Here is a 22194-nt window from a genome sequence, read left to right on the forward strand (position 1 = left end):
ATCTTTACCTTTTCATATGAAGCTATATCATTTTTAACATAAATAAAATCCCGTGTCAACGCCGCCTTTTAATCCTCCATCGTTGACAGATCACCGGCTGGGAGATTAAGCTCCCATGCCTTCAGCACGCGTCTCATGATCTTTCCGCTTCGGGTTTTCGGAAGCTTATCTTTAAATTCAATTTCACGCGGAGCCGCATGGGCTGCAAGACCCTGCTTTACAAATAGGCGGATCTCTTCTTTCAGTTTGTCAGACGGCTCAAATCCTTCCCTGAGTGCAATAAAGGCTTTAATGATTTCTCCCCGTACCGGATCAGGCTTTCCGATTACACCAGCTTCTGCAATGGCCGGGTGTTCGACAAGCTTGCTCTCCACTTCAAATGGACCTACGCGCTCACCGGAGGTCATGATGACGTCATCTACTCTGCCTTGGAACCAGAAGTATCCCTCTTCATCCATGTAAGCAGAATCACCAGACACATACCAGCCGCCCGGCATGAAATACGATTCATACTTTTCAGGGTTATTCCAAATGGTATGCATCATGGAAGGCCAGCCCTTTTTGATAGCGAGATTGCCCATTCGGTATGGCGGAAGCTCATTTCCTTGATTGTCAACAATCGCAGCCTCCACTCCCGGAATCGGCTTACCCATCGAACCGGGTTTAATATCCATGCAAGGATAATTGCAGATGAGCTGACTGCCCGTTTCGGTCATCCACCATGTATCATGGATTCGTTTGTTAAAAACTTTGTGTCCCCATCTGATGACCTCCGGATTTAGCGGCTCACCAACACTGAGTACATGCCGGAGTGAGGTTAAATCATATTTCGCAGCCATTTCATCTCCCGCTCCCATCAGCATCCGAAAAGCGGTCGGCGCGCTGTACCAGACATTGACGCCAAGCTGTTCAATCGTTCCATACCAGCTTTCCGGGCTGAAACGTCCGCCGACGATGACATTTGTCGCCCCGTTCAGCCACGGTGCAAAAATGCCGTATACCGTACCTGTCACCCAGCCTGGATCAGCTGTGCACCAATAAATGTCTTCTTCCTTTAAATCAAGGACCCACTTTCCTGTTTGATATTGCTGAATCATCGCTTCATGGACATGCAGCACGCCCTTTGGCGTTCCAGTGGAACCTGATGTATAGTGAAGCAGAAAACCATCTTTTTTATCCATCCATTCGATATCCAGTCTTGTGCTCTCCTGTTTCGCTGCTTCATCATAATTGATGAGGTTTGTGCCGCTCTCAGCCTCTCCGCCGACTACGAATATATGCTGCAAGTGAGGCAGTTTGTCTGCCGGTATCCTCTCCAGCAGCTCAGGCGTTGTGACAACAACCTTTGCCTCACTGTTTTCAAGCCGGTCCTTCACCGCTCCCTCCATAAATGCTTCGAACAGCGGCCCGGCGATGGCGCCAATTTTGATAGCGCCAAGCATAATAAAATAAAGCTCGGGTGATCTCGGCATAAAAATAAAAACGCGGTCCCCTTTTTCCACATTTCCATACCGTCTCAACACATTCCCGGCTCTGTTTGATTCTTCCTTCATTTCTTTAAATGTGTATTTTTCATCCCGTTTTGCGTCTTTATAATAAAGTGCTACTTTGTTTTTTCGAAACGATTCGGCATGGCGGTCAATCGCTTCATACGCCGCATTCAGTTTCCCTGTCTCATGCCAAGAGAAATGTTTCTCTGCCTCGGCCCAATCAAAATGCCGGTACGTTTCTTCATAGTTTTTTAAGTTATGATCCCCCTCTATTGCTGGTAACGCTTTCAAATTCATGCCCAAACATCCCCCTTTGCTGAAGTTGTCACAATTATTATAGTATAAATTCATATTCTTCTCAATTTTTAAAATATAAACCATGTTGAAAACGCTTTATATTTTGGTATTCTTAAAGAAGGCATGTATTTTTATAAGAATTGATGGGACGGTGAATTAGTGGAACATCATAAAACATACCATTCAGCAAACATCAAAACAGCAACCGGCTCTTTACTGATAGAAGGGCCTGTCTCTCCAGAGGATTTGGCAGGTTATGAGTTTCATAAAGATTTAACCGCATTTCGCCCGCCTCGCGAGCAGCATGAAGCGCTAGTCGATATTGCAGGCCTTCCAGAAGGGCGCATTATTATTGCCAGAGACGGCCGAACCATTGTCGGCTATGTCACGTATTTATATCCTGACCCGCTCGAAAGATGGTCTGAAGGAAATATGGAGGATTTGCTTGAGCTCGGAGCCATCGAAGTAGCGCCGGACTATCGGGGATGCGCTGTCGGAAAGACCCTTCTGGCCGTCAGCATGATGGATGAACAAATGGAAAACTACATTGTGATGACGACAGAATATTACTGGCATTGGGATTTAAAAGGGATGAAAAAAGATGTGTGGGAATACAGAAAGATCATGGAAAAGATGATGAATGCAGGCGGATTGGTCTGGTTTGCAACGGATGAGCCGGAGATCAGCTCCCACCCTGCAAACTGTCTGATGGCCCGCATCGGAAAAAACGTCAGCCAAGAATCAATTGAACAATTTGACAGGCTCCGTTTTTATCATCGTTATATGTATTAACTGACACTGACAAAGGGGAAAAAATAATGATTGTTGAGCAAATCATGAAAAGAGATGTCATTACATTAACGAAGACGGATACGCTTGAAACAGCAATATGCAAACTGAAGGAATTCCATATCAGGCATCTGCCTGTTGTAGATGAAGAACGACACGTGATCGGCATGATTACAGACAGAGACATGAAACAGGCGAGCCCCAGTATTTTTGAAGAAAACAAACGAAGCCTATTTCTCACACGAAGCGTAGATTCAATTATGAAAAAAGAGGTCGTCTGCGCCCACCCGTTAGATTTTGTCGAAGAAATATCTGCGGTGTTCTACGAGCATGGCATCGGCTGCCTTCCAGTCGTACAGCATCAAAAATTAGTAGGCATTTTGACAAAAACCGATTTGCTACGGACGTTTGTCAAATTGACAGGCGCTGACCAGCCGGGCTCGCAAATTGAAATAAAAGTAAACGACATCACCAAAAGCCTCGCTGAGATCAGCAGCCTTTGCCAAGACCTTCAAGTGAAAATATTAAGCGTGCTTGTTTATCCGCATGACGATCCCGGTGTAAAAGTGCTCGTCTTCCGTGTAAAAACGATGAATCCGCTGCCGTTTTTGCAGGAACTGCAAAGAAATGGGCACCACGTCGTATGGCCGTCAGAGCAAAGGGATCTGCTATGAGAGACAGTGTATTTATCTATTCTCCATCCTATCAAACCTACATGTTTCATCAAGAGCATCCCTTTAATCAGCAGCGGGTTCTGTTAACATATGATTTGCTTCAGTCGATCAATGCCTTTGATGATGGAGACATTGTCAGTCCAAGACTCGCTTCAGAAGAGGAGCTAGCCCTTGTCCACACCGATGATTACATTCAAGCCGTAAAGCTTGCGGGCGCCGGAAAGCTTCCCGCTGAAGAAGGAGAAAGCTACGGGCTCGGCACTGAAGATACACCCGTCTTTGCCGGCATGCACGAAGCGGCATCACTCTTGGTCGGCGGCACTTTAACGGCCGCAGACTGGGTCATGTCAGGACAAGCCCTGCATGCGGCAAACCTTGGTGGAGGGCTTCATCATGGCTTTCGCGGGAGAGCCTCAGGATTTTGCATATACAACGACAGCGCTGTGGCGATTCAATATATCCAGAAAAAATACAGCGCCAGAGTGCTTTATATTGATACAGACGCCCACCACGGGGACGGTGTGCAATTTACATTTTACGATAATCCTGACGTATGCACGCTGTCCATTCATGAAACAGGAAGGTATTTATTCCCCGGAACCGGCCAGATCCAGGAAAAAGGCAGCGGAAAAGGATATGGCTATTCCTTTAATATCCCGCTTGACGCTTTTACAGAGGATGATTCTTTTCTTGAAGCTTACCGGACAGCAGTTTCAGAAGTCGCCGCGTATTTCGAGCCCGATGTCATTATCAGCCAAAACGGCGCCGATGCCCATTACTACGACCCGCTGACGCATTTATCAGCAACAATCAATATATACGAAGAAATTCCCCGGCTTGCACATACTTTGGCTCACCAATATTGCGGAGGGAAATGGATTGCAGTCGGAGGCGGCGGATATGATATTTGGCGAGTTGTCCCCCGCGCCTGGGCCAGAATATGGCTTGAAATGAAGGGGATTGATCCGGGACACGAGATCCCGCCGGAATGGATCGCTAAATGGCAAAAACAATGCCCCGTCGCCCTGCCGTCCAGCTGGAGCGATCCGGCTGATTTATATCCTCCGATTCCCCGCAAACCTGAAATTACAGAAAAAAATGCCCAAACCGTCAGCAAAGCATTATATGCGATACGGTCCGAGCAACAACGAACAAAGTAAAAAACGACCTTCACGAAGAGGTCGTTTTTGATTTTTTGATGACGATTTCCACACGTCGGTTTTCTTTCATGTGTTCGTTTGTCTTATTGTCCTTTACAGGCTTTGTATCCGCATAACCGACAGCAATAAAGCGCTTCGAGGGAAGTTTCTCTTTTGATGTGAAGTATTGAATCACTCCGCTTGCCCGTGCTGCTGATAGCTCCCAGTTCGACGGATATCGGTATGTCGAAATGTTTCGGCTGTCTGTATGGCCTTCGACTTGAATGTCATTTGGAATGGTTTGAAGAAGTACGGCGATTTGGTGAAGAAGTGTTTCAGCATTTTTCAGCACCTTTGCCTCACCTGTATCAAACAGCACCGCCTCCTGCAGAACGAGCACGACACCGCGTTCATCCCGTTTGGCTGTCATTTGGGCCTTCAAGTGATTGTCTTTTATATATGTATTTACTTTCTTGAGAAGCTGATCCTGCTGATCCGCTTGCTTCTTCGCATCGGATGGAGGTGTTTTCTTTTTTTCTATGGACGTTTGGTCCGGCTGAAGCCCGCCGCCATCCTTCTGAATCGAATCGACTGCCGCTTTAAATTTTTGAAGATCGATTTGGGACATCGAAAAAAGCAAAATAAAGAACACAAGGACCAGGGTGATCAAATCTGTAAAGGTAACCATCCAGCTGGATGAAGATTGACTGTTTTTCCCGTTTCCGTTCCTTCTTTCAAAACGTTCTCTTCTAAGCTTCATGTATAGATCCCTTTTTTGTTTTTACTTGATTCGGCTGTTTCTGCCATTCTTCCCGTGAACTGAAAACGACCAGCTGGCTTTCAAGGTTGCGCGGGTTTTTTCCGGATTGAACACCGATAATCCCTTCCACCATTACCTGTTTGATGAAAATTTCACTTTCTGTTTTCTCTTCAAGCTTTGCCGCGATTGGGTTGAAGACCATATTGGCCAGTAATGAACCATATAAAGTCGTCAGAAGCGCAACTGCCATATTCGGTCCGAGCATATGCGGATCATTTAAGTTTTTGAGCATCAGCACGAGCCCGACGAGTGTTCCGATCATTCCCCACGCCGGAGCAAATTCTCCCGCTTTTTCAAAAACACGCCGTCCTTTGCGGTGCCGTTCCTCCATTGCTGCGATTTCTGAATCCATGACAAGCCGAATCGTTTCTTCATCCCAGCCGTCAATTGCTAAAAGCAGCCCTTTTTTCAAGAATGGATCTTTGATTCCCCGAGCCTGATCATCCAATGATAAAAGCCCATGTTTACGCGCGTGATCGGAAAGGGAGACAAAGGTTTTCACAAGATCTTTCACATTGTCTTCCTGGCGGATGAATGCCTGCTTTAATACAGAGGGCGCTTTTTTCAGCTCTCTTGGCGGAAAACTGATAAAAACAGCGGCGCATAGTCCCCCTGTTACGATGAAGAAAGAGGTTAGATCAAGAAAAGAGCGGAAACCGCTTACTCCCGATCCCGAAATAATCCCGATAACAATAATAATCGTTCCTAACACAAATCCAACAGGTGTAAGATAATCAAAACGTTTCATCATTTCTCCCCATGAAAAAAGCAAGAATTCACCATGAAGGTGAAGCTTGCTCTTTGTTTTTCTTATGACTTGGTTGACTTTCTTAGTTCGATACGGTGCGGCAGTTCGACGATATGCTCTTCAACCGGCTCTTTATTCATGAGCTTCGTCAGCAGTCTCATCGCAACGGCGCCAATATCATATGTCGGCTGAACAACTGTTGACAGCTGCGGACGAACCATGAGGCTTAATCTTGTATTATCAAAGCCGATAATGTCGAGATCCTCCGGAATGGATAAGCCCTGATCCTGAGCGGCATGGATAATGCCGAGTGCCATTTCATCAGTTGCAGAAAGAATGGCTGTCGGTTTTTTATCCAGGCTCATCAGATGCTGCAGCGCTTCGAGTCCGGAATCATATGTGTAATCCCCTTCAGCTATAAATTGTTCATTAAACGGAAGGTTCGCTTCTTCAAGCGCACGTTTGTAGCCTTGGAGTTTTTTCGAGCGGTTGATCGGCTCTGTCATTGGTCCGGAAACGAATGCGATATCTTTATGTCCTTTATCAACCAAAAGCTTCACTGCGTCATAAATCGCCTGTTCGTAATCGATAGCGACTGACGGTGTTTCCTCCTGCTCTTCTACAGAAGCGGCAAGTACAATCGGCACTGGGGAACGCTTAAATTCCGCCACATGCTCGTCCGTAATGTTTCCGCCCATAAACACGATGCCGTCCACTTGTTTGCCGAGCATTGTGTTTAACAAGTGCAGCTCTTTCTCCATGTTTTGGTCAGAGTTGCTCAAAATAATATTGTATTTATACATTGTCGCGATATCTTCAATTCCGCGCGCAAGCTCTGAATAGAATATGCTTGAGATATCGGGAATGATGACACCTACAGTTGTTGTCTTTTTGCTTGCCAGCCCTCTTGCCACCGCGTTTGGACGGTAGCCGAGACGGTCAATGGCTTCCAAGACTTTTTTCCGTGTTGTCGGTTTTACATTTGGGTTGCCGTTCACGACACGGGAAACGGTTGCCATGCTTACATTAGCTTCTCTCGCTACGTCGTAGATCGTAATATTGCTCATCCTAAAACCACTCCTTTTACTGGATACACTTATCCTTATCTATAGCATAAACACTTTATGTAGAGAAATGTCATAATGTCCGAATTTATGTCGTTTATGATTTGTAAGCGTAAGTCAGTAGTGTACATTATTTTTCATTATTCATCAAATTTAATTACTTCTCATGAAATTATACACGTTTTTATAGATGATGAAAACGTATACTTGGATTTTATAACTAAATAAACGAGAAAGCATAAAAAAAGGCCGCAGGCGCGGCCTTTTGGATTGTTCAATTAAGCGTTGACTTTCACCATTGGCTTCAGTTCATTCAGCCATTTTTCGAATTCAGGAATCGCCATTTGCTGAGCAGAATCAGAAAGCGCGACTGACGGATCAGGGTGAACCTCAGCCATGACACCGTCTGCACCGATCGCTAAAGCAGCTTTAGCTGTCGGAAGCAAGAGGTCACGGCGGCCTGTTGAATGCGTAACATCAACAAAGACCGGCAAATGCGTTTCTTGTTTCAAAATCGGCACAGCTGAAATATCAAGCGTGTTTCTCGTTGCTGTTTCGTATGTTCTGATTCCTCGCTCACAAAGGATAATTTGGTCATTTCCTTGTGACATGATGTATTCAGCAGCATTGATGAATTCAGAGATCGTTGCTGCAAGGCCGCGCTTCAGAAGCACTGGTTTTTTCACTGCACCGGCAGCTTTCAGCAATTCGAAGTTTTGCATGTTGCGCGCTCCGATTTGAATGACATCAATGTAGTCAAGCGCTTCTTCGATATGAGCCGGCGTTACGATTTCACTGATAACCGCCAGATCATATTCATCCGCTACACGTTTTAAAATTTGAAGGCCTTCTACGCCAAGCCCTTGGAAATCGTATGGGCTCGTACGAGGCTTAAAGGCTCCACCGCGCAAAATTTTAATGCCTTGTTTTTTCGCAGCTGCAGCCACTTCAGCTACTTGCTCATAGCTCTCTACCGCACATGGGCCGACAATGAATCTTTGCTGGCCGTCTCCGATTTTTTCGCCTTTGATATCAACAATTGTATCTTCAGGTTTTTTCTTGCGGGAGACAAGCAGCGCTTTGCTGTGATCTTCTTCTTGAAGCTCTAAACCGGCTTTGAATATCTCTTTAAAAATGTGCTGGATGGTTGAATTTTCGAACGGACCGTCATTGTTTTCAATGATATTGTTTAACATAGTGCGTTCTCTGACAGGGTCAAATCGGTTGACACCCTGTGCTTCCTTCGCTTTACCGATCTCTTTTACAACATTTCCGCGTTCGTTGATTAATTTTAAAATTTGTAGGTTTAATTCGTCTGCTTTCTGCCTTAAAAGCTCTAACTCTGTGTTGCTCATTTTTTTCATCCTTTCCCTGCACATTCATTTTTTATTTTGTAGTTATCATGCATCTTACTATAAGTAATTCCAAATGGAAATACTGAAATACAAAAAATTTTATAAAAACTCTACTTTATTACCCAAACGCTTTTAAGTGATAAAGTAATCTATGAAGCTATCCTACATGATGTGAGGGCAATGTTCAAGGGTTTTTCACAAAAAAAAAGCGCCAGAAGATATCTGGACGCTTTTTTCTATGACAAATGCTGCTCAATGGCGGCCTCTGTAATTTGTGAATGTGAGGTATGCCATTTCACTTCACCGTTCTGAATGATGAATACTTGAGGGCTTTCATGCTTTACCCCATATGTTTCTGCGATGAAATTTGACAGCGGCCGGGCTTCTTGTACTTGAAGATAGTAAGCCGGCACATCCTCATGCTGATTTGCAAAGGCATCAAACTCATGAAATGCTGCCTGGCTGATCGGGCATGTGGTGCTGTGTTTAAAGAAGACAAAAGCGCCTTCCTGTTCTGCAATCCGTTTAAATTCTTCTTCAGATTGAATAAGCTGTTTAGCCATGATTCAAGCTCTTCCTTCCCTGCTCAGCGATTCATATGCTCAGCCTGTTTTTGTGCATCTTTCAGTTCGTCTTTTACATCTTCTTTCGCCTGGAGGACTTGATCTTTTGTTTCGCCAGCTGCCTGCATTGCTTCTTCCTTCATATCTTGCATTGTTGATGAATCCGTTTTGTCAGATTTGGAACGGTCTCTTAAATCCTTTACCTTGTTCATGATCTGCCCAGACTGATCCGCTACAAGCTGTGTGATGTTGGAAGTTTTGTCTTTTGCGATGCTGACATATTGCGTGCCTTTTTCCTTCGCATCAGCCGTCATTTTATCTGTTTTGTCCCGTAATGCAACCGCTTGGCTGCCGAGATCGTCGCGAAGTTCTTTGCCTGATTTAGGCGCTAGAAAAAGAGCTGTAGTGGCACCGATGATTCCCCCGATTAAAGTTCCGATTAAAAAATCTTTACTATTAATTCCATCTTTACTCATCATTATTCCTCCTCTAGGTATTTTTTTCTCTTACAGAGCTGATTTTTTCTTTTGCTTCCATTTCTCCCAAATTTCCATTGCTGCTTGGCTCCATGTGACAACTTGATTGATCTTGTCTTGATTTTCTCTAACTGATGCCGATACAGACCCTGCCGCCTGTTTCATGGATGTATTGAACTGCTGTACAGAAGTTCCCACCCCTTGAACAGCATGAACGACCGTGTTCAGCTTTTCTGATTTTTCCTGAATATCTTCAGCCAGGCGGTTAGTCTTATGTAAAAGCTCGGCTGTTTCAGTTGTGATGCCCTTCATTTGTCCCTCCAGCCCTTCAAGAGTGGATGCGACGTGTTTTAGTGTCAGCTGCAGTGACTTCAATGTTTTAGACAAGTAGATCACTAATACGAGAAATGCAATTGCGATGAGTGCAACGCTCAAATAAAGAATAATAATCATCTCAAACCTCCTTGCTGCAGGATATACTGCTGTTTACCCGTTTTCTTCAATCATAAACATGTGTACTGGGCTGTATACATACTATTCTCCGTTATGTAAGAAAATCCTTTAATAAGCTTTCTCGTCAGATAAATAAAAAGCAGTGAGATCACTGCTTTTTATTATGCCATGACGTTTTCGTAGGCTCTCATATACTTTTGGATATCTCCTGCCCCCATGAAGATGAGAACGGCTTTATCATGAGCTTTTAAAACAGAAGTGTCATCTTCTTCAATCAGCTTGGCATTATGAATTTTCCCCTGCAGATCGCCGATCGTCAGCTTTCCAGCATTTTCACGGGCTGAGCCGAAAATATCGCATAAATACACACAGTCAGCGCCGCTCAGGCTCTCTGCAAATTCGTCAAGGAATTGCTGCGTTCGCGTAAATGTATGAGGCTGAAATACCGCAACAATTTCACGATCAGGATATTTCTGTCTTGCCGCCTCAATTGTCACTTTTATTTCTGTCGGGTGATGAGCATAGTCATCAATCAGCACTTGATCCCCTAGCTGCTTCTCATTGAATCTGCGTTTGACGCCCCCAAAGGATTTGAGAGCATGCTTAATGATGCTGGAATCAATTTCTTCATAATGGCATAACGCAATGACCGCCAATGAGTTTAATACATTGTGGTGACCGTACGCAGGAATATAAAACGTATCGTAGAACGTATTGCGGACAAAGACATCGAAAGTTGTCCCTTCCGTGCTTTTTACGATGTTTCTGGCTTGAAAATCATTTTCTTCCCCTGTGCCGTAATACACAACCGGGACGTTCGCATGGATTTTCGGCAGATGCTCATCGTCTCCGCAGGCGATAATGCCTTTGTTGACTTGAAGAGCCATCTCTTGAAAAGCGTCAAATACATCGTCAATGCTTGAGAAGTAATCAGGGTGATCAAAATCAATATTCGTCATGATCGCGTAGTCTGGCTGATAGCTTAAGAAATGGCGGCGGTATTCACACGCTTCAAACACAAAGTATTCGCTGTTTTCATTTCCCTGGCCTGTTCCGTCTCCAATTAAGAAAGACGTCGGTTTTGCATTTTGGATCACGTGAGCCAGCAAACCCGTAGTCGACGTTTTGCCATGTGCACCTGTAACGGCAACACTTGTGAACTTTTTCATGTAGTCGCCTAAAAACTTATGATAACGTATCACCGGAATTCCGTCAGACATCGCTTTTTCTATTTCTGGATGCGTGTCTGGGAATGCATTTCCGGCGATAACTGTCATGCCGGGCTTAATATTTTCCGCGCTAAAAGGAAGAATCGTAATATTTCTTTTTTCAAGCGCTGTTTGCGTAAAAATAAATTTTTCGATATCCGATCCTTGGACAGTATATCCATTATCATGAAGTATTTGGGCAAGCGGACTCATACCTGTCCCTTTTATTCCAACAAAATGATAAACAGTCATAATTGTACCTCCAACAAACGTCTATCTGTTCCCCAGTATATGACGCTCATTTCAATTTGCGACCGCGGCGGGTGAAAAGCCTCCCTTAGCGGCGTATTTTATATGTTTTGTTATGTTCAGTATCCGGTTATTTCTTTCCGATTAAACCTAGATATCAAGATTTGTCTATGCGCAGCTGCTGTAAAGCGGCATAGCTGTTAAATGCTCTAAACACTATCATACCATGTTTGGTGTGAAAATGAACCCATATTATTCGTTTATTAAATCACTTGCGGTGATCAGCACCTCACGGGGTTTGCTTCCTTTTGCCTCTGAGATCATGCCTTCCGCTTCCATCATATCGATCAGCCTTGCCGCCCGGTTGTAACCGATTCTGAATCTTCTCTGCAGGCTTGAAGTGCTTGCACTGTTTTGCTCTACAACAAACTCACACGCTTCGTAAAACAGTTCATCCTCTTCTTTCAGGGCTGATCCTTGTCTTACGAGCTCTTCTTGTTCAAATAAATAGGTTGGCGGCATTTGGTTTCTGACGTGAGAAACAACGCGGTCGATTTCACGATCCGACACAAAGTTACCTTGCAGACGGACCGGTTTTCCCGAGCCGTTTTCCAAAAAGAGCATATCCCCTTTTCCGAGAAGCTTTTCTGCACCGGCGATGTCAATAATCGTTCGGGAATCAACCTGGCTTGAAACAGAAAAGGCGATTCTCGTCGGGATATTCGCCTTAATCAGGCCTGTAATGACATCTACTGACGGACGCTGAGTTGCAACTAGAAGATGGATACCGCATGCTCTTGCTTTTTGGGCGATCCGCGCTATGCTTTCTTCCACATCGTTTGGCGCTACCATCATCAGATCTGCAAGCTCATCAATAATGACAACTAAATACGGCAGCTTTTCACCCATTTGGTGTTCCCCGGTTAATTGATTAAAGCGGTCAATGTCACGGACACCTGAATGGGCAAACAACTCATAGCGGCGCTCCATTTCCTCAACCACCCATTTCAAAGCAGCTGTAGCCGCTTTAGCATCAGTAATGACCGGGCTGACGAGATGAGGAATTTTATTGTAAGGAGCCAGCTCGACCATTTTCGGATCAATCAGCAGCACCTTTACCTCACTCGGATCAGCTTTATAAAGCAGGCTGACTAATATTGTATTGATGCATACGCTTTTTCCCGAGCCTGTGGCGCCGGCAATCAAGCCATGCGGCATTTTCTTCAAGTCGATAACGACAGGATTTCCCGAAATATCTAATCCCAGCGCAGCCGTGAGCGGTGACTTGCTTGTCCTGAAAGCTGAGCTGCGAATCATTTGGCGCAAATCAACCACCTTGCTCGTGCGGTTCGGCACTTCAATCCCGATCGTGTTTTTCCCCGGAATCGGCGCTTCAATCCGAATATCTCTTGCTGAGAGACTGAGCTTAATATCATCAGACAAGTTGGTGATTTTATTCACCTTTACACCTGGTTCAGGATGCACTTCGAATCTCGTGACAGACGGCCCCTGGGTTACATGGACGACATTGGCGCGGACATTGAAATTTTTCAAGGTCAAATCAAGAAGCTGACGCTGTTCTTCGATCCACGCAGTATCATCTTGGACCTGCGCTGGCGGGACATCTAGCAGTGCAACATTCGGAAATACATAGCTGCCGCGGCGTTCCTCTGCTTTTTGCTGTTTATGTGTATCTCTTTTCAGCATCATGACATTAAAAGGAACGGATGGCCCTTTTTGAGAAGGTGCGTTTTGTTCGGGCCTGTTCTCTTGCACACCAGGCCTTGGTTTCGGCTCTTTTGAAGCTTCGTGAGGTTTGTCTGCCCGGATTTCCTGCCGGTTTTCATGGGTTGCAGAAAGCGGTTTGGAAGCTTGGTCCATCCGATCAGTTTCCTCAAGCTCTGTCTGGCTGTCTGGCTGAACATCTATCTTCGTTTCCTTAGATTCTGCCGGAATGTCATACTGATTATTTATTATGCTGTCTGATGGCTCTTCTGATTCTTCCGCCTCGGTTTCTGTTTGATCCAGAGCTCCAGATGAATGCTCGTCATCAGTAAATAATGAAGGTTCTTGCTGATGAAATTCCATTTGTTCTTCTTGAACGAACGGAGACTCAGCACCTTCTGCCGCGTTTTCGTGATGATTGTATACTGTGCTGTCTGACGGCTCTTCTGATTTTTCATCCTCAGATGCTGCCTCTGCCAGAGATTCAGGAGCTGTTGGCTGTTCATCAAGTTCAGCGGAGAAAACAGGCTCTTCAAATTGCTCTGCCTGCTCTTCCCTTTGTTCTTCCTCAGCCGATGCAGGCATGATGTCTTCGCGGCTTACTTCACTGCCTGAAAGGCCATCTTCCGCCGTATCTGTGAGTATCTCAGGCGTTGGCCCTTCGGCATGTTCAGCTGGGAAGAAAGACTCCTCTTTTTGCGGCTGTTGAACGCCTGATTCAAATGGCACTTCGTTACCTGGCGCCTCATCATGCTCTGTATCCTCTCTGTTTAAAACGCCAGAAGGCTGTTTTTCAAATTGGGTATCCGGAAAGAAAGGATTTTCTTTTTTGGAGTGCGCCTGTGTGTCTGAAGCAGGATAGCCGCGTTCACGTTCGATCTCTTCTGACAGCAATGTTACCTTCTCTTTTACCGGTTTATCCGGTTCGTTCAATGTTTCAGAAGGCTTTTTCGGCACATCCTTTTTAACGGATGGTTTTTGATTGAATCCATAGATTGGCGAAGGGATATTTGTCGGTTTAAACGGTTTCTTCGCCGGCTCTGATGATTGATATGTATGCTGCTCTTTTTCATTGCTGGGACGCTCTCTGTAAGGTGCAGCGCTTGGACGAGGCGCGGATTTCGGTTCGACCGATGGTTCGCGGCGCCTTCTCAGGTCATGATTTTTGTATCCATCAGGCACGACTGGAAAACGGAACTTGCCTTTTGGATATTCATAATATATTTTAGGATCTTCCAATCTTTTTAATTGTCCTTCAGGATGATGCACCTCTTGTTGCTGCGGAATTTGAGCGGGTTTTGTCTCCCGTTCAGCATCCTCTTCGCTCTCGCCTAAAAACAAATCAAAAAATTTATGAAGCCAACTCATAATTTATCTCTAACTCCCTTATAGTTTTCTGGGACGGTTTTTAGTATACCACTGCTGGTCGGCCCAGAAAAGATTAAGCTATCAGCAGAAACAAAGCCGCTAAACAGGGGCTTAGCGGCTTTTCACATGATTCGTTTTTTTGGGCGGATTTATGGGAGTCTAAAACTGAAATGCCTCTCCCGCCTCATAATCTCCTTCTAACACAAGGATGCCTTTTTCAGCAGGGGCGTCAGGCAAATCAAGCTCTTTCGCTGAGCAGATCATTCCGCTTGACGGAACGCCGCGAAGCTCTGCATCCTTAATGACAAGTCCGCTAGGCATCACAGCGCCGACTTTGGCAACGACAACTTTTTGTCCTTGGTCAACGTTAGGCGCGCCGCAGACGATCTGAAGCGTTTCTTCTCCTACATTGACTTTACATACGCTTAATTTATCGGCATTCGGATGTTTTTCTTTTGATTCTACATAACCCACAACAAACTTCGGAGATAAATCAACGACTAATGTTTCTTCAACGCCGTTTCTGTTTAAAATCTCATTCACATCTTGCACGAATGTTTCTGAGAGCGCAACAGGGCCGTTTTCATCAATGGTCAAGTAAGTAGACGCATTGAAAATGTTGAAGCCCGTTGTTTCTTTTGTTTCGTTATTGAAAATTTTGACGACGTCGCCGTGTTTTTCATAGCCTAATTGTTCACGTGTCACATCTTGAAGAGAGATCAGGAGCGTGTCTCCCACACCTTCTTTATTATAAAAAGCGTTCATAAGTAAAAATCCTTTCTAATCCTTTTTCGGACGGCTTTTCGCCAGGATAAACACCGGTTCCAGCTTTCCTTCATTGTACAAAAATGAAAGAGCGGTAATCGGAACGGTGCCGCCTGCAAAGAAGCTCATCGACATTTGTCCTAGAATATCATACCCTGATTCATTCCGGATGTCAGCAAGAATCAGAACGTCCTGATGCGGAACAGAGATCGCCAGCTCCCCTTCTGCACGCTGCTTGTACTCATTTAAAATCGCCTCGTTCAGAATCCGGCTGGCGTCGTATCCATCGTTTGCCCTGAAGAAATAGAAGTAATTGCCGGCAACCGTATCCTCTTTGACAACCGTCGGCAGAGAACGGAGATTAAATGCGGCCGTCTCTCTGATCCGCTCTTTTGTCCAGTTTTCTTTCTCAAGCATGCGCTGGTCAATTAAACGGTATGTTTTCCCGAGATCGAGCGCGTAATAAATTCTTGTCTCTGCGGTATGATCATCATAAATGAGCGGGATATCTTCGCTGGACTTGTCCGGGAAGGAAGTCGAGCGGATGACCGGATAAATGCGAGTTTCTTTCCCGGTCATTTCCTGAGCCTTCCCTTCCATTGCCGTCATTGCTTCGGAAACATAGTACACGATCTCATCAATGGCTTCGTCTTTTTTCAGTTCCCATTTCGCAATAATCGGCGGCAAATCGAGCGTAATCCCTTTTTTTGTCGTTTGATCCTCAACACGGAGAGTGTCTTTTTCTCTGTCAAACAGAAAGGAGCGATTCTCGTGCTGAAGGCGCTGTTTCAGTATATCTGACAGCTTCCTTGAGGTCATTTTCAAACCGATGTCCTCCTTTACGCTTTAGCGAGAGAATCTGTTAAAAACTGTTCGATTTCTTCTTTTGTTTTGCGGTCTTTGCTCACAAAACGATTTACTTCTTTTCCTTCATTAAAAACAACAAAGCTTGGGATTCCGTAAATTTCCCACTCTGCACATGTATCAATGAATTTGTCACGGTCTACGTAGTAGTAAGTGAATTCAGGGAAATCCGCTTCCAATTCAGGCAGGAAAGGCTCTACAAAACGGCAGTCCGGGCACCAGTCGGCAGAAAACATAAATACAGCCCAGTCATCCTGTACCGCTTTTTCCAGCTCTTGAGTTGATTCAATTTTTTTCATTTCATATCCCTCCAGTTGTTTATGTTCTTACATGTTTGTTTATCGATACTCGTCCATTTGGATCATACCAAACTGCTTGAGGCAAAACCACTTATATGCAACGAATGAATATGTAAGATAGGCTTTCCCATTATCATTATCATATTTTATTTGCATTATCAAGCTCGTTTCGTTTAACATCGTGTACATGAGGGTAAAATTTACAGCTGGACATACATAAGGAGGGATTTTAGTATGGAGTTTATCGTCTATTTAGCAGGAGAAATCCACAGCAATTGGCGCGAGGAAATCAAAGAGAAAACAAAATCGCTGAAGCTGCCGATTACGTTTGTCGGCCCGATGGAGAATCATGACCGCTCAGACAATATTGGTGAAGACATTATGGGCGTACAGCCAAATGCCGTTTTGAAGGATGACAAAGCCTCTGACATCAACAACTTCAGAACCGCCATCCTGATGAATAAAGCAGACTTTGTGATCGCCCTGTTTGGCGAAGAATACAAACAGTGGAACACGGCAATGGATGCATCATATGCGATCGCAAAAGGAAAACCTCTGATTATCATCCGGCCGGAATCACTCCACCATCCATTAAAAGAGCTTTCCAATAAAGCGAATATAACAGTGGAAACCGTCAACCAAGCCATCAAGGCCCTTTCCTATCTATTTGAAACAGAATAAGAAAAAAGCTTGTCGAACCGGGCTCACTGCTCGTTCAACAAGCTTTTATATAAATTCTACATATTCTTCTTAATTGCATCTACCGTCTGTCTATCGCAGGCTGTTACAAGTTTGATGAGCATTTCCTTAGCAGCAGCATAATCATCAATATGAATGATACAAGCGTTTGTATGAATGTAGCGGGAACAAATTCCGATAACCGCTGACGGAACGCCGCTGTTCGAAATATGAACCTTGCCTGCATCTGTTCCCCCGCCGGATACAAAATATTGATATGGAATATCATGCGTTTCAGCCATATCAAGAACAAATTCCCTCATTCCGCGGTGCATGACTGTCGTTCTGTCAAGAATACGGAGCAAAAAGCCTTTTCCAAGCTGGCCAAATTCATTTTTGTCTCCGCTCATATCGTTTGCCGGACTGGCATCAAGGGCGAAAAATAAGTCCGGTTTAATCATGTGAGAAGCCGTCTGTGCCCCCCTTAGCCCGACTTCTTCCTGAACCGTTGCACCCGCATAGAGCGTGTTTGGAAGCTCTTTGCCGTGTAATTCCTTCAAAAGTTCAATGCTCAAACCGCATCCATATCTGTTATCCCATGCTTTTGATAAAATTTTCTTTTCATTCGCCATCGTCGTAAACGGACAGACAGGCACGATCTGCTGTCCCGGTTTTATGCCGATTTTGATGGCGTCTTCCTTATCGTCCGCTCCAATATCGATCATCATGTTTTTGATATCCATCGGGCGGTTTCGCTGTGCATCTGTCAATAAATGCGGCGGTATGCTTGAAATCACACCCGGAACCGGCCCGTTATCTGTTTGAACTTCAACCCGCTGCGCAAGCAAAACCTGACTCCACCAGCCTCCGAGCGTCTGGAATCTGAGCAGCCCGTTGTCTGTGATGGATGTCACCATGAAGCCGACTTCGTCCATGTGCCCGGCTACCATAATTCTCGGTGCACCCTCTGCGCCTTGTCTGACTCCGAAAACACTTCCCAGTCTGTCCTGAACGATGTCATCGGCATATTTGGCTAGCTCCTGCTTCATAAAAGCACGAACCTGATGCTCGTTGCCCGGCGCGCCGGGAAGCTGCGTCAGTGTTTGGAAAAGCGCTTTCGTTTCTTGATTCATGTTTTCCCCTCATTTCTATGTAGTCCTTTTATTTTATTAGAAACAATCAAGTTTTCCAAGCACCCTGACCGAATCTGCTCAATCAGCCGCGTATTGCTTAACAGGTTTTGGCTGTTTCTGTATAATGAAAAGTACGATCAACCAGGAGGTGCTTTATTTTGAAATTGCGTCATCTTCTTTTAGGAGCAGGACTTGGAATTTGTACGGCTGTCGTTGTGAAACAATATGTGATGAAGCCTTATATTTCTTCAGAAAAAGCGCTTCGAATTGTAAAATCCGCTTTTAAGCAGCGGGGCCCGATTGACGGATCATGGATTTACACCCAGCCGGAGCCTTACAATATTAACGGAGAAACGGTACAGGTATACAAAACCGGCATTACACGATCAGCTTTCGGAGAATTAGAACAATATGAAGTCATGGTGGATGCGAAAACGGGGGAAATTGTAGATGTCATTGATACAATCGCTTCTTAACACCGGACAAGCATAAAATAGAAGCCGCTGCCTACGCAGCGGCTCTTTTTATTATATCGCGCGAATCGGTTTGTATACCGGATACCACATCGCATCCTGCACAGCCTGTATAATGTCTTCAGGCTCTTCTGTCGCAACGCCTTCCTTCATTGCGGTTTTTGCAACTTCAACCGCAACGGTTGCCGATACAGTCCGCAAATCCTCTACTTTCGGAAGCATCGGCGCGCCAGGCACCCCGACATTGACCATACTTGCGATCGCCCGGGCGCATGCTTCAAACATGCTGTCTGTAATTAATTTTGATTTGGTGACAATCGTTCCAAGACCAAGCCCCGGGAAGACAAGCGCGTTGTTCGCTTGGCCGATATGATACGTTACGCCATTATACTCCACTGGCGGGAACGGGCTTCCTGTCGTGATCAGCGCACGGCCTTCTGTCCATTCGATTAAATCCTCCGGCTTTGCTTCAGAAAGAGTTGTCGGATTTGACATTGGCAAAATCGCCGGCCGTTTCACATGTGACGCCATTTCTTTGACAATTTCTTCAGTAAAAGCACCTGAAACCGTAGACGTCCCGATCAGGATTGTCGGTTTCGCCTGACGGACCACTTCAAGGAGATCAATGCCTCCGCCATCTCCATTCCGCTGATAATCCTTCACTTCATCAGCCGAACGTGCATACGGCTTTTGGAAATCAAGAAGCTGATCCATATCATCTGTCAACAGTCCGTTTCTGTCTATGCACCAGAAGCGCTGATATGATTCTTCCTCACTCAGCCCCTCACGCACCAATGCTTCGCGCAGCTGTTCGGCAATTCCGATTCCAGCCGTTCCTGCTCCGAATATAACAACTCTGTGATCCCTCAGCGGAACTTTAGACGCTTTTGCACAGGATAAGACTGCCGCCAAAGAAACAGCGCCTGTCCCTTGGATATCATCATTAAACGTACAAACTTTATCTTTATAGCGTTTCAAAATGCTTCGCGCGTTTTTCGCTCCGAAATCCTCCCAATGCAGCAATGCATTCGGAAATGTCTCTCTCGCCAGCGCAACGTAGTCGTCAATAAATTGGTCATAGCGTTCCCCGCGCACTCTGGAATGCTGGTTGCCGACATAAAGCGGATCGTTCAGGAGGCTCTCCTGATTTGTCCCCGCATCTAAAACAACAGCAAGCACTCTGCTCGGATCAATGCCGGCAGCCGCCGTATAAACCGCCAGCTTGCCGATAGAAATCGCGATTCCTCCGACGCCCCAGTCACCGATTCCTAAAATTCCTTCCGCATCAGTTGCAACTATTAAATCGATCGTATCGCTTTGATCTTTATACTGTTTAAAGGCTTCTTTCATACCGTCCGGGTCATCGATTGACAGATAGAGCCCTCGTGGTTTTCTATATTCATGGCTGTATCTCTGGATGGCCGTTCCAACTGTCGGTGTGTAGACAATCGGAAGCATTTCCCCTAAATGGTCATTTAACAGGCGGTAAAACAGCGTTTCATTCCGATCGTGCAGCGCCGTTAAATAAACATTTTTGCTCAAATCGTCTGGCTGTGCGGAATATTGCTCATACGCTCTTTTCGCCTGATCATCAATTGTTAATACCTTAGGCGGCAGAAAGCCTTTTAAACCAAGTTCTTTTCTTTCTTCCTCAGTAAAAGCGACACCTTTGTTCAAAAAAGGAACAGAGAGCACTTCAAGGCCTCTTAATGTTGTTTGAATGTCTCCTTCGTTTGTTACTTTGAATTGTTTCACCCTGCCTCTTCCTTTCTGAGCATAATTAGTACTAGGTTTGCATTATTAGCCGGAAAACATGCAGGGTAAACATAAAAATATGCTATTGCTTCATTCGCTTGACTGACTCTTTGATGCTTCCGTCCTCCTCCCATTGAAGGGCGCGATACTCGGCATCATGATAAAAAATAAACCAAGCGTCTTTTTCTGCTGCGAACGCCTGCCATTTCTGCTTTTGCGGAATAGAGGTCATCGGGTAATCATCATAAGCCAGAACCCAAAGCGGATTGCGGTGGGCATGCGTTGGCATTAGATCTGCCATATGTACAGCAGTTTCACCCGCATCCTCGCATATCAGGACACTGTGCCCGTCGCTATGGCCTCCGGTGTGATGCATGGTAATCCCCTCTGTGATGGTTAAAGAATCCTCAAAGGTTTTGACTTGGCCGGCTACAGCCTCCCAATTTTCCTTCCAATACGTATTTTTCGACCGGATATTCGGATGGCGCATTTCATCCCATTCGACAGCTGATGTATAAATCACCGCATTCGGAAAGACAGAGACGAGCCGTTCACCTTCATATTCCGTTAAACCGCATGCATGATCAAAATGAAGGTGTGTCATTGCGATCACATCTATATCGGCAACGTTTAACCCGAGTGCAGCTAATGATGGTTTCACATTCGACTCTTGTGTCACGCCATAGTTTCGTTTTTGTTTATCAGTCAGCTTGCCTGATCCAATTCCGGCGTCAACGATGATATTAAGCCCATCCTTTTGAATCAAAATGGGGTCTGTCCTTAGTTCAATCTGGTTTTTTTCATTGACTGGGTATTTTTTAGACCAAAGCGGCTTTGGAACGACGCCGAACATCGCCCCTCCATCCATATGCGTCACGCCTCCGTCAAGCCAGGTCAACGTGATGTTTCCAATTTTCATTGTTTCCATTTTCATCCCCCCTGTCATCATGGTAGCAAACGGGCCATAAAAAAAACAGACTCCTGTCAGAGTCTGTCTTTACGTTCTCCATTCAACCTCAGCCCGATAGATCGGCTGGCCGAGTGCAGAGAATTTTTCTTCATATTCTGTCATAATATTGCCTTCCAGATTGCTGTTATGCAAATCGAGACTGACGTATGTCAGCAGCAGGCCGTACTCAGAGAAGCTCTTCAAAGAGTACTCAAACAAACCTCGGTTGTCGGTTTTAAAATGAATCGCTCCGCCTTTTCCCATTACTTCTTCATATTTTTTGAGAAAGTGGGAGTATGTCAAGCGGCGTTTTTCATGCCGTTTCTTCGGCCAAGGATCAGAAAAGTTCAAGTAGACCCGTTTCACTTCACCCGGCTCAAACACATCCGTCAGCGTGTCCGCATCTATATTCAGAAGCCTTACATTCTGCGCTTCGCTGTCTTTTACTTTTTGGACGGCTGTCACGATGACGCTTTTAAATAACTCAATACCAATATAATTGATGTCGGGATTTTGTTTGGCCATCCCAGAAATAAATTGACCTTTTCCTGTACCAACCTCGATATGGATCGGATTGTCGTTGCCAAACACTGTGTTCCATTTCCCTTTATAATCAGCAGGGTTGCTGATGGCAATATCTGCGTTTTCAGCCAAAAAGTCATCAGCCCAAGGCTTGTGGCGCATTCTCATATGATTGACACCTCTATCTATTATTTCGACTAACAACATACCATGAATTAAAAAGACCCGCAAGCTCGTTTTTCCAGTGTATCTCTCTTAAGGCCGAGTGCATAAAAAAAGAGGGTCCCGTCTGCTGGAACACTCCATTCACATGTATAAAAACGCTCTGTTTTGAACAA

General features: G+C 45.1%; 23 protein-coding genes and 1 other annotated feature (1 of these 24 running past the window's edge). Of the genes, 5 read left to right on the forward strand and 18 right to left on the reverse strand.

The window, feature by feature from the left end; translation table 11 throughout:
• Positions 1–14 (reverse strand) — a binding site (T-box leader); it reaches 224 nt to the left of the window's first position.
• Between the two features lie 54 nt (positions 15–68).
• The gene (gene acsA / locus CDO84_RS14040) at positions 69–1787 is read right to left on the reverse strand and encodes an acetate--CoA ligase (protein WP_014665001.1); all 1719 of its coding nucleotides are present in this window, start codon (positions 1785–1787) and stop codon (positions 69–71) included.
• 159 nt (positions 1788–1946) lie between these two features.
• Between acsA and acuA the strand changes: the two genes are divergently transcribed.
• From acuA to CDO84_RS14055, 3 genes are read left to right on the forward strand one after another with little or no spacing between them, the layout of a single operon-like run.
• Positions 1947–2579: an acetoin utilization protein acetyltransferase AcuA gene (gene acuA / locus CDO84_RS14045; RefSeq protein ID WP_040082127.1), complete on the forward strand. Its 633-nt coding sequence runs from the start codon at positions 1947–1949 to the stop codon at positions 2577–2579.
• Positions 2580–2605: 26 nt separating this feature from the next.
• The gene (locus tag CDO84_RS14050; RefSeq protein ID WP_014665003.1) at positions 2606–3250 is read left to right on the forward strand and encodes an acetoin utilization AcuB family protein; all 645 of its coding nucleotides are present in this window, start codon (positions 2606–2608) and stop codon (positions 3248–3250) included.
• Entirely contained in the window at positions 3247–4410 is a 1164-nt protein-coding gene (locus CDO84_RS14055) for an acetoin utilization protein AcuC (protein WP_040082126.1), read from the forward strand. The genes CDO84_RS14050 and CDO84_RS14055 overlap by 4 nt, the downstream gene beginning before the upstream one ends.
• A 10-nt stretch (positions 4411–4420) precedes the next feature.
• Here CDO84_RS14055 and motS read toward each other — a convergent pair whose 3' ends face one another.
• The 13 genes from motS to CDO84_RS21455 all read right to left on the reverse strand — a co-directional run bounded on the left by motS (position 4421) and on the right by CDO84_RS21455 (position 16502).
• On the reverse strand, positions 4421–5149 hold the full coding sequence (gene motS / locus CDO84_RS14060) for a flagellar motor protein MotS (protein WP_014665005.1): 729 nt from the start codon (positions 5147–5149) through the stop codon (positions 4421–4423).
• Positions 5139–5957: a flagellar motor protein MotP gene (motP, locus tag CDO84_RS14065; protein ID WP_040082125.1), complete on the reverse strand. Its 819-nt coding sequence runs from the start codon at positions 5955–5957 to the stop codon at positions 5139–5141. Before motP ends, motS begins: the two co-directional genes overlap by 11 nt.
• Positions 5958–6019: 62 nt before the next feature.
• The gene (gene ccpA, locus CDO84_RS14070) at positions 6020–7024 is read right to left on the reverse strand and encodes a catabolite control protein A (RefSeq protein WP_014665007.1); all 1005 of its coding nucleotides are present in this window, start codon (positions 7022–7024) and stop codon (positions 6020–6022) included.
• A 275-nt stretch (positions 7025–7299) separates the two neighbouring features.
• Entirely contained in the window at positions 7300–8376 is a 1077-nt protein-coding gene (locus tag CDO84_RS14075) for a bifunctional 3-deoxy-7-phosphoheptulonate synthase/chorismate mutase (RefSeq protein ID WP_040082124.1), read from the reverse strand.
• A gap of 236 nt (positions 8377–8612) precedes the next feature.
• On the reverse strand, positions 8613–8939 hold the full coding sequence (ytxJ, locus tag CDO84_RS14080) for a bacillithiol system redox-active protein YtxJ (RefSeq protein WP_014665009.1): 327 nt from the start codon (positions 8937–8939) through the stop codon (positions 8613–8615).
• Between the two features lie 23 nt (positions 8940–8962).
• Complete coding sequence (locus CDO84_RS14085; RefSeq protein ID WP_040082123.1) at positions 8963–9415, reverse strand: YtxH domain-containing protein; 453 nt, start codon at positions 9413–9415, stop codon at positions 8963–8965.
• Positions 9416–9445: 30 nt separating this feature from the next.
• Positions 9446–9868: a DUF948 domain-containing protein gene (locus CDO84_RS14090; protein ID WP_014665011.1), complete on the reverse strand. Its 423-nt coding sequence runs from the start codon at positions 9866–9868 to the stop codon at positions 9446–9448.
• Between the two features lie 161 nt (positions 9869–10029).
• A complete protein-coding gene (gene murC / locus CDO84_RS14095) occupies positions 10030–11328 on the reverse strand; it encodes a UDP-N-acetylmuramate--L-alanine ligase (RefSeq protein ID WP_014665012.1) in 1299 nt (432 codons plus the stop codon).
• A 249-nt stretch (positions 11329–11577) separates the two neighbouring features.
• The gene (locus CDO84_RS14100; RefSeq protein WP_040082122.1) at positions 11578–14418 is read right to left on the reverse strand and encodes a DNA translocase FtsK; all 2841 of its coding nucleotides are present in this window, start codon (positions 14416–14418) and stop codon (positions 11578–11580) included.
• A 159-nt stretch (positions 14419–14577) separates the two neighbouring features.
• On the reverse strand, positions 14578–15183 hold the full coding sequence (gene ytpR, locus CDO84_RS14105; protein WP_014665014.1) for a YtpR family tRNA-binding protein: 606 nt from the start codon (positions 15181–15183) through the stop codon (positions 14578–14580).
• A gap of 15 nt (positions 15184–15198) precedes the next feature.
• Positions 15199–16008, reverse strand: coding sequence for a DUF1444 domain-containing protein (locus CDO84_RS14110; RefSeq protein ID WP_080478262.1), 810 nt, complete (start codon positions 16006–16008; stop codon positions 15199–15201).
• A 14-nt stretch (positions 16009–16022) separates the two neighbouring features.
• Positions 16023–16346 (reverse strand): thioredoxin family protein, encoded by a 324-nt coding sequence (locus CDO84_RS14115; protein ID WP_014665016.1) that lies wholly within the window; start codon positions 16344–16346, stop codon positions 16023–16025.
• 39 nt (positions 16347–16385) lie between these two features.
• Positions 16386–16502, reverse strand: coding sequence for a hypothetical protein (locus tag CDO84_RS21455; RefSeq protein WP_156122882.1), 117 nt, complete (start codon positions 16500–16502; stop codon positions 16386–16388).
• A gap of 78 nt (positions 16503–16580) precedes the next feature.
• Here CDO84_RS21455 and CDO84_RS14120 point away from each other — a divergent pair, with 78 nt between their 5' ends.
• Positions 16581–17027, forward strand: a complete 447-nt coding sequence (locus tag CDO84_RS14120; protein ID WP_040082121.1) for a YtoQ family protein — start codon at positions 16581–16583, stop codon at positions 17025–17027.
• A 56-nt stretch (positions 17028–17083) separates the two neighbouring features.
• Here CDO84_RS14120 and CDO84_RS14125 read toward each other — a convergent pair whose 3' ends face one another.
• A complete protein-coding gene (locus CDO84_RS14125) occupies positions 17084–18157 on the reverse strand; it encodes a M42 family metallopeptidase (protein WP_040082120.1) in 1074 nt (357 codons plus the stop codon).
• Positions 18158–18315: 158 nt separating this feature from the next.
• On the opposite strand from CDO84_RS14125, the gene CDO84_RS14130 reads away from it, so the two are divergent.
• Positions 18316–18633, forward strand: a complete 318-nt coding sequence (locus CDO84_RS14130) for a PepSY domain-containing protein (RefSeq protein WP_014477682.1) — start codon at positions 18316–18318, stop codon at positions 18631–18633.
• Between the two features lie 51 nt (positions 18634–18684).
• Here the strand turns inward: CDO84_RS14130 and CDO84_RS14135 are convergent, their stop codons facing one another.
• The 3 genes from CDO84_RS14135 to trmB form a co-directional block, all read right to left on the reverse strand.
• Complete coding sequence (locus CDO84_RS14135) at positions 18685–20385, reverse strand: NAD-dependent malic enzyme (protein ID WP_040082118.1); 1701 nt, start codon at positions 20383–20385, stop codon at positions 18685–18687.
• A gap of 82 nt (positions 20386–20467) precedes the next feature.
• Entirely contained in the window at positions 20468–21313 is an 846-nt protein-coding gene (locus CDO84_RS14140) for a YtnP family quorum-quenching lactonase (protein WP_014665022.1), read from the reverse strand.
• A 69-nt stretch (positions 21314–21382) separates the two neighbouring features.
• On the reverse strand, positions 21383–22024 hold the full coding sequence (trmB, locus tag CDO84_RS14145) for a tRNA (guanosine(46)-N7)-methyltransferase TrmB (RefSeq protein WP_014665023.1): 642 nt from the start codon (positions 22022–22024) through the stop codon (positions 21383–21385).
• Positions 22025–22194: the final 170 nt, after the last annotated feature.

The organism is Bacillus sp. MD-5 (assembly GCF_002201875.1).
In the GTDB taxonomy this organism is placed as follows: domain Bacteria; phylum Bacillota; class Bacilli; order Bacillales; family Bacillaceae; genus Bacillus; species Bacillus stercoris.

Bases quoted from the DNA above. Each gene is read 5' to 3' on its own strand.
- CDO84_RS14125 (WP_040082120.1), bottom strand. From the start codon at position 18,157: ATGAATCAAGAAACGAAAGCGCTTTTCCAAACACTGACGCAGCTTCCC.
- CDO84_RS21455 (WP_156122882.1), bottom strand. From the start codon at position 16,502: ATGCAAATAAAATATGATAATGATAATGGGAAAGCCTATCTTACATAT.
- CDO84_RS14115 (WP_014665016.1), bottom strand. From the start codon at position 16,346: ATGAAAAAAATTGAATCAACTCAAGAGCTGGAAAAAGCGGTACAGGAT.
- CDO84_RS14140 (WP_014665022.1), bottom strand. From the start codon at position 21,313: ATGGAAACAATGAAAATTGGAAACATCACGTTGACCTGGCTTGACGGA.
- motS (WP_014665005.1), bottom strand. From the start codon at position 5,149: ATGAAGCTTAGAAGAGAACGTTTTGAAAGAAGGAACGGAAACGGGAAA.
- ytxJ (WP_014665009.1), bottom strand. From the start codon at position 8,939: ATGGCTAAACAGCTTATTCAATCTGAAGAAGAATTTAAACGGATTGCA.
- CDO84_RS14100 (WP_040082122.1), bottom strand. From the start codon at position 14,418: ATGAGTTGGCTTCATAAATTTTTTGATTTGTTTTTAGGCGAGAGCGAA.
- acsA (WP_014665001.1), bottom strand. From the start codon at position 1,787: ATGAATTTGAAAGCGTTACCAGCAATAGAGGGGGATCATAACTTAAAA.
- murC (WP_014665012.1), bottom strand. From the start codon at position 11,328: ATGACTGTTTATCATTTTGTTGGAATAAAAGGGACAGGTATGAGTCCG.
- trmB (WP_014665023.1), bottom strand. From the start codon at position 22,024: ATGAGAATGCGCCACAAGCCTTGGGCTGATGACTTTTTGGCTGAAAAC.
- CDO84_RS14055 (WP_040082126.1), top strand. From the start codon at position 3,247: ATGAGAGACAGTGTATTTATCTATTCTCCATCCTATCAAACCTACATG.
- motP (WP_040082125.1), bottom strand. From the start codon at position 5,957: ATGAAACGTTTTGATTATCTTACACCTGTTGGATTTGTGTTAGGAACG.
- CDO84_RS14085 (WP_040082123.1), bottom strand. From the start codon at position 9,415: ATGAGTAAAGATGGAATTAATAGTAAAGATTTTTTAATCGGAACTTTA.
- ytpR (WP_014665014.1), bottom strand. From the start codon at position 15,183: ATGAACGCTTTTTATAATAAAGAAGGTGTGGGAGACACGCTCCTGATC.
- ccpA (WP_014665007.1), bottom strand. From the start codon at position 7,024: ATGAGCAATATTACGATCTACGACGTAGCGAGAGAAGCTAATGTAAGC.
- CDO84_RS14075 (WP_040082124.1), bottom strand. From the start codon at position 8,376: ATGAGCAACACAGAGTTAGAGCTTTTAAGGCAGAAAGCAGACGAATTA.
- CDO84_RS14120 (WP_040082121.1), top strand. From the start codon at position 16,581: ATGGAGTTTATCGTCTATTTAGCAGGAGAAATCCACAGCAATTGGCGC.
- CDO84_RS14050 (WP_014665003.1), top strand. From the start codon at position 2,606: ATGATTGTTGAGCAAATCATGAAAAGAGATGTCATTACATTAACGAAG.
- CDO84_RS14090 (WP_014665011.1), bottom strand. From the start codon at position 9,868: ATGATTATTATTCTTTATTTGAGCGTTGCACTCATCGCAATTGCATTT.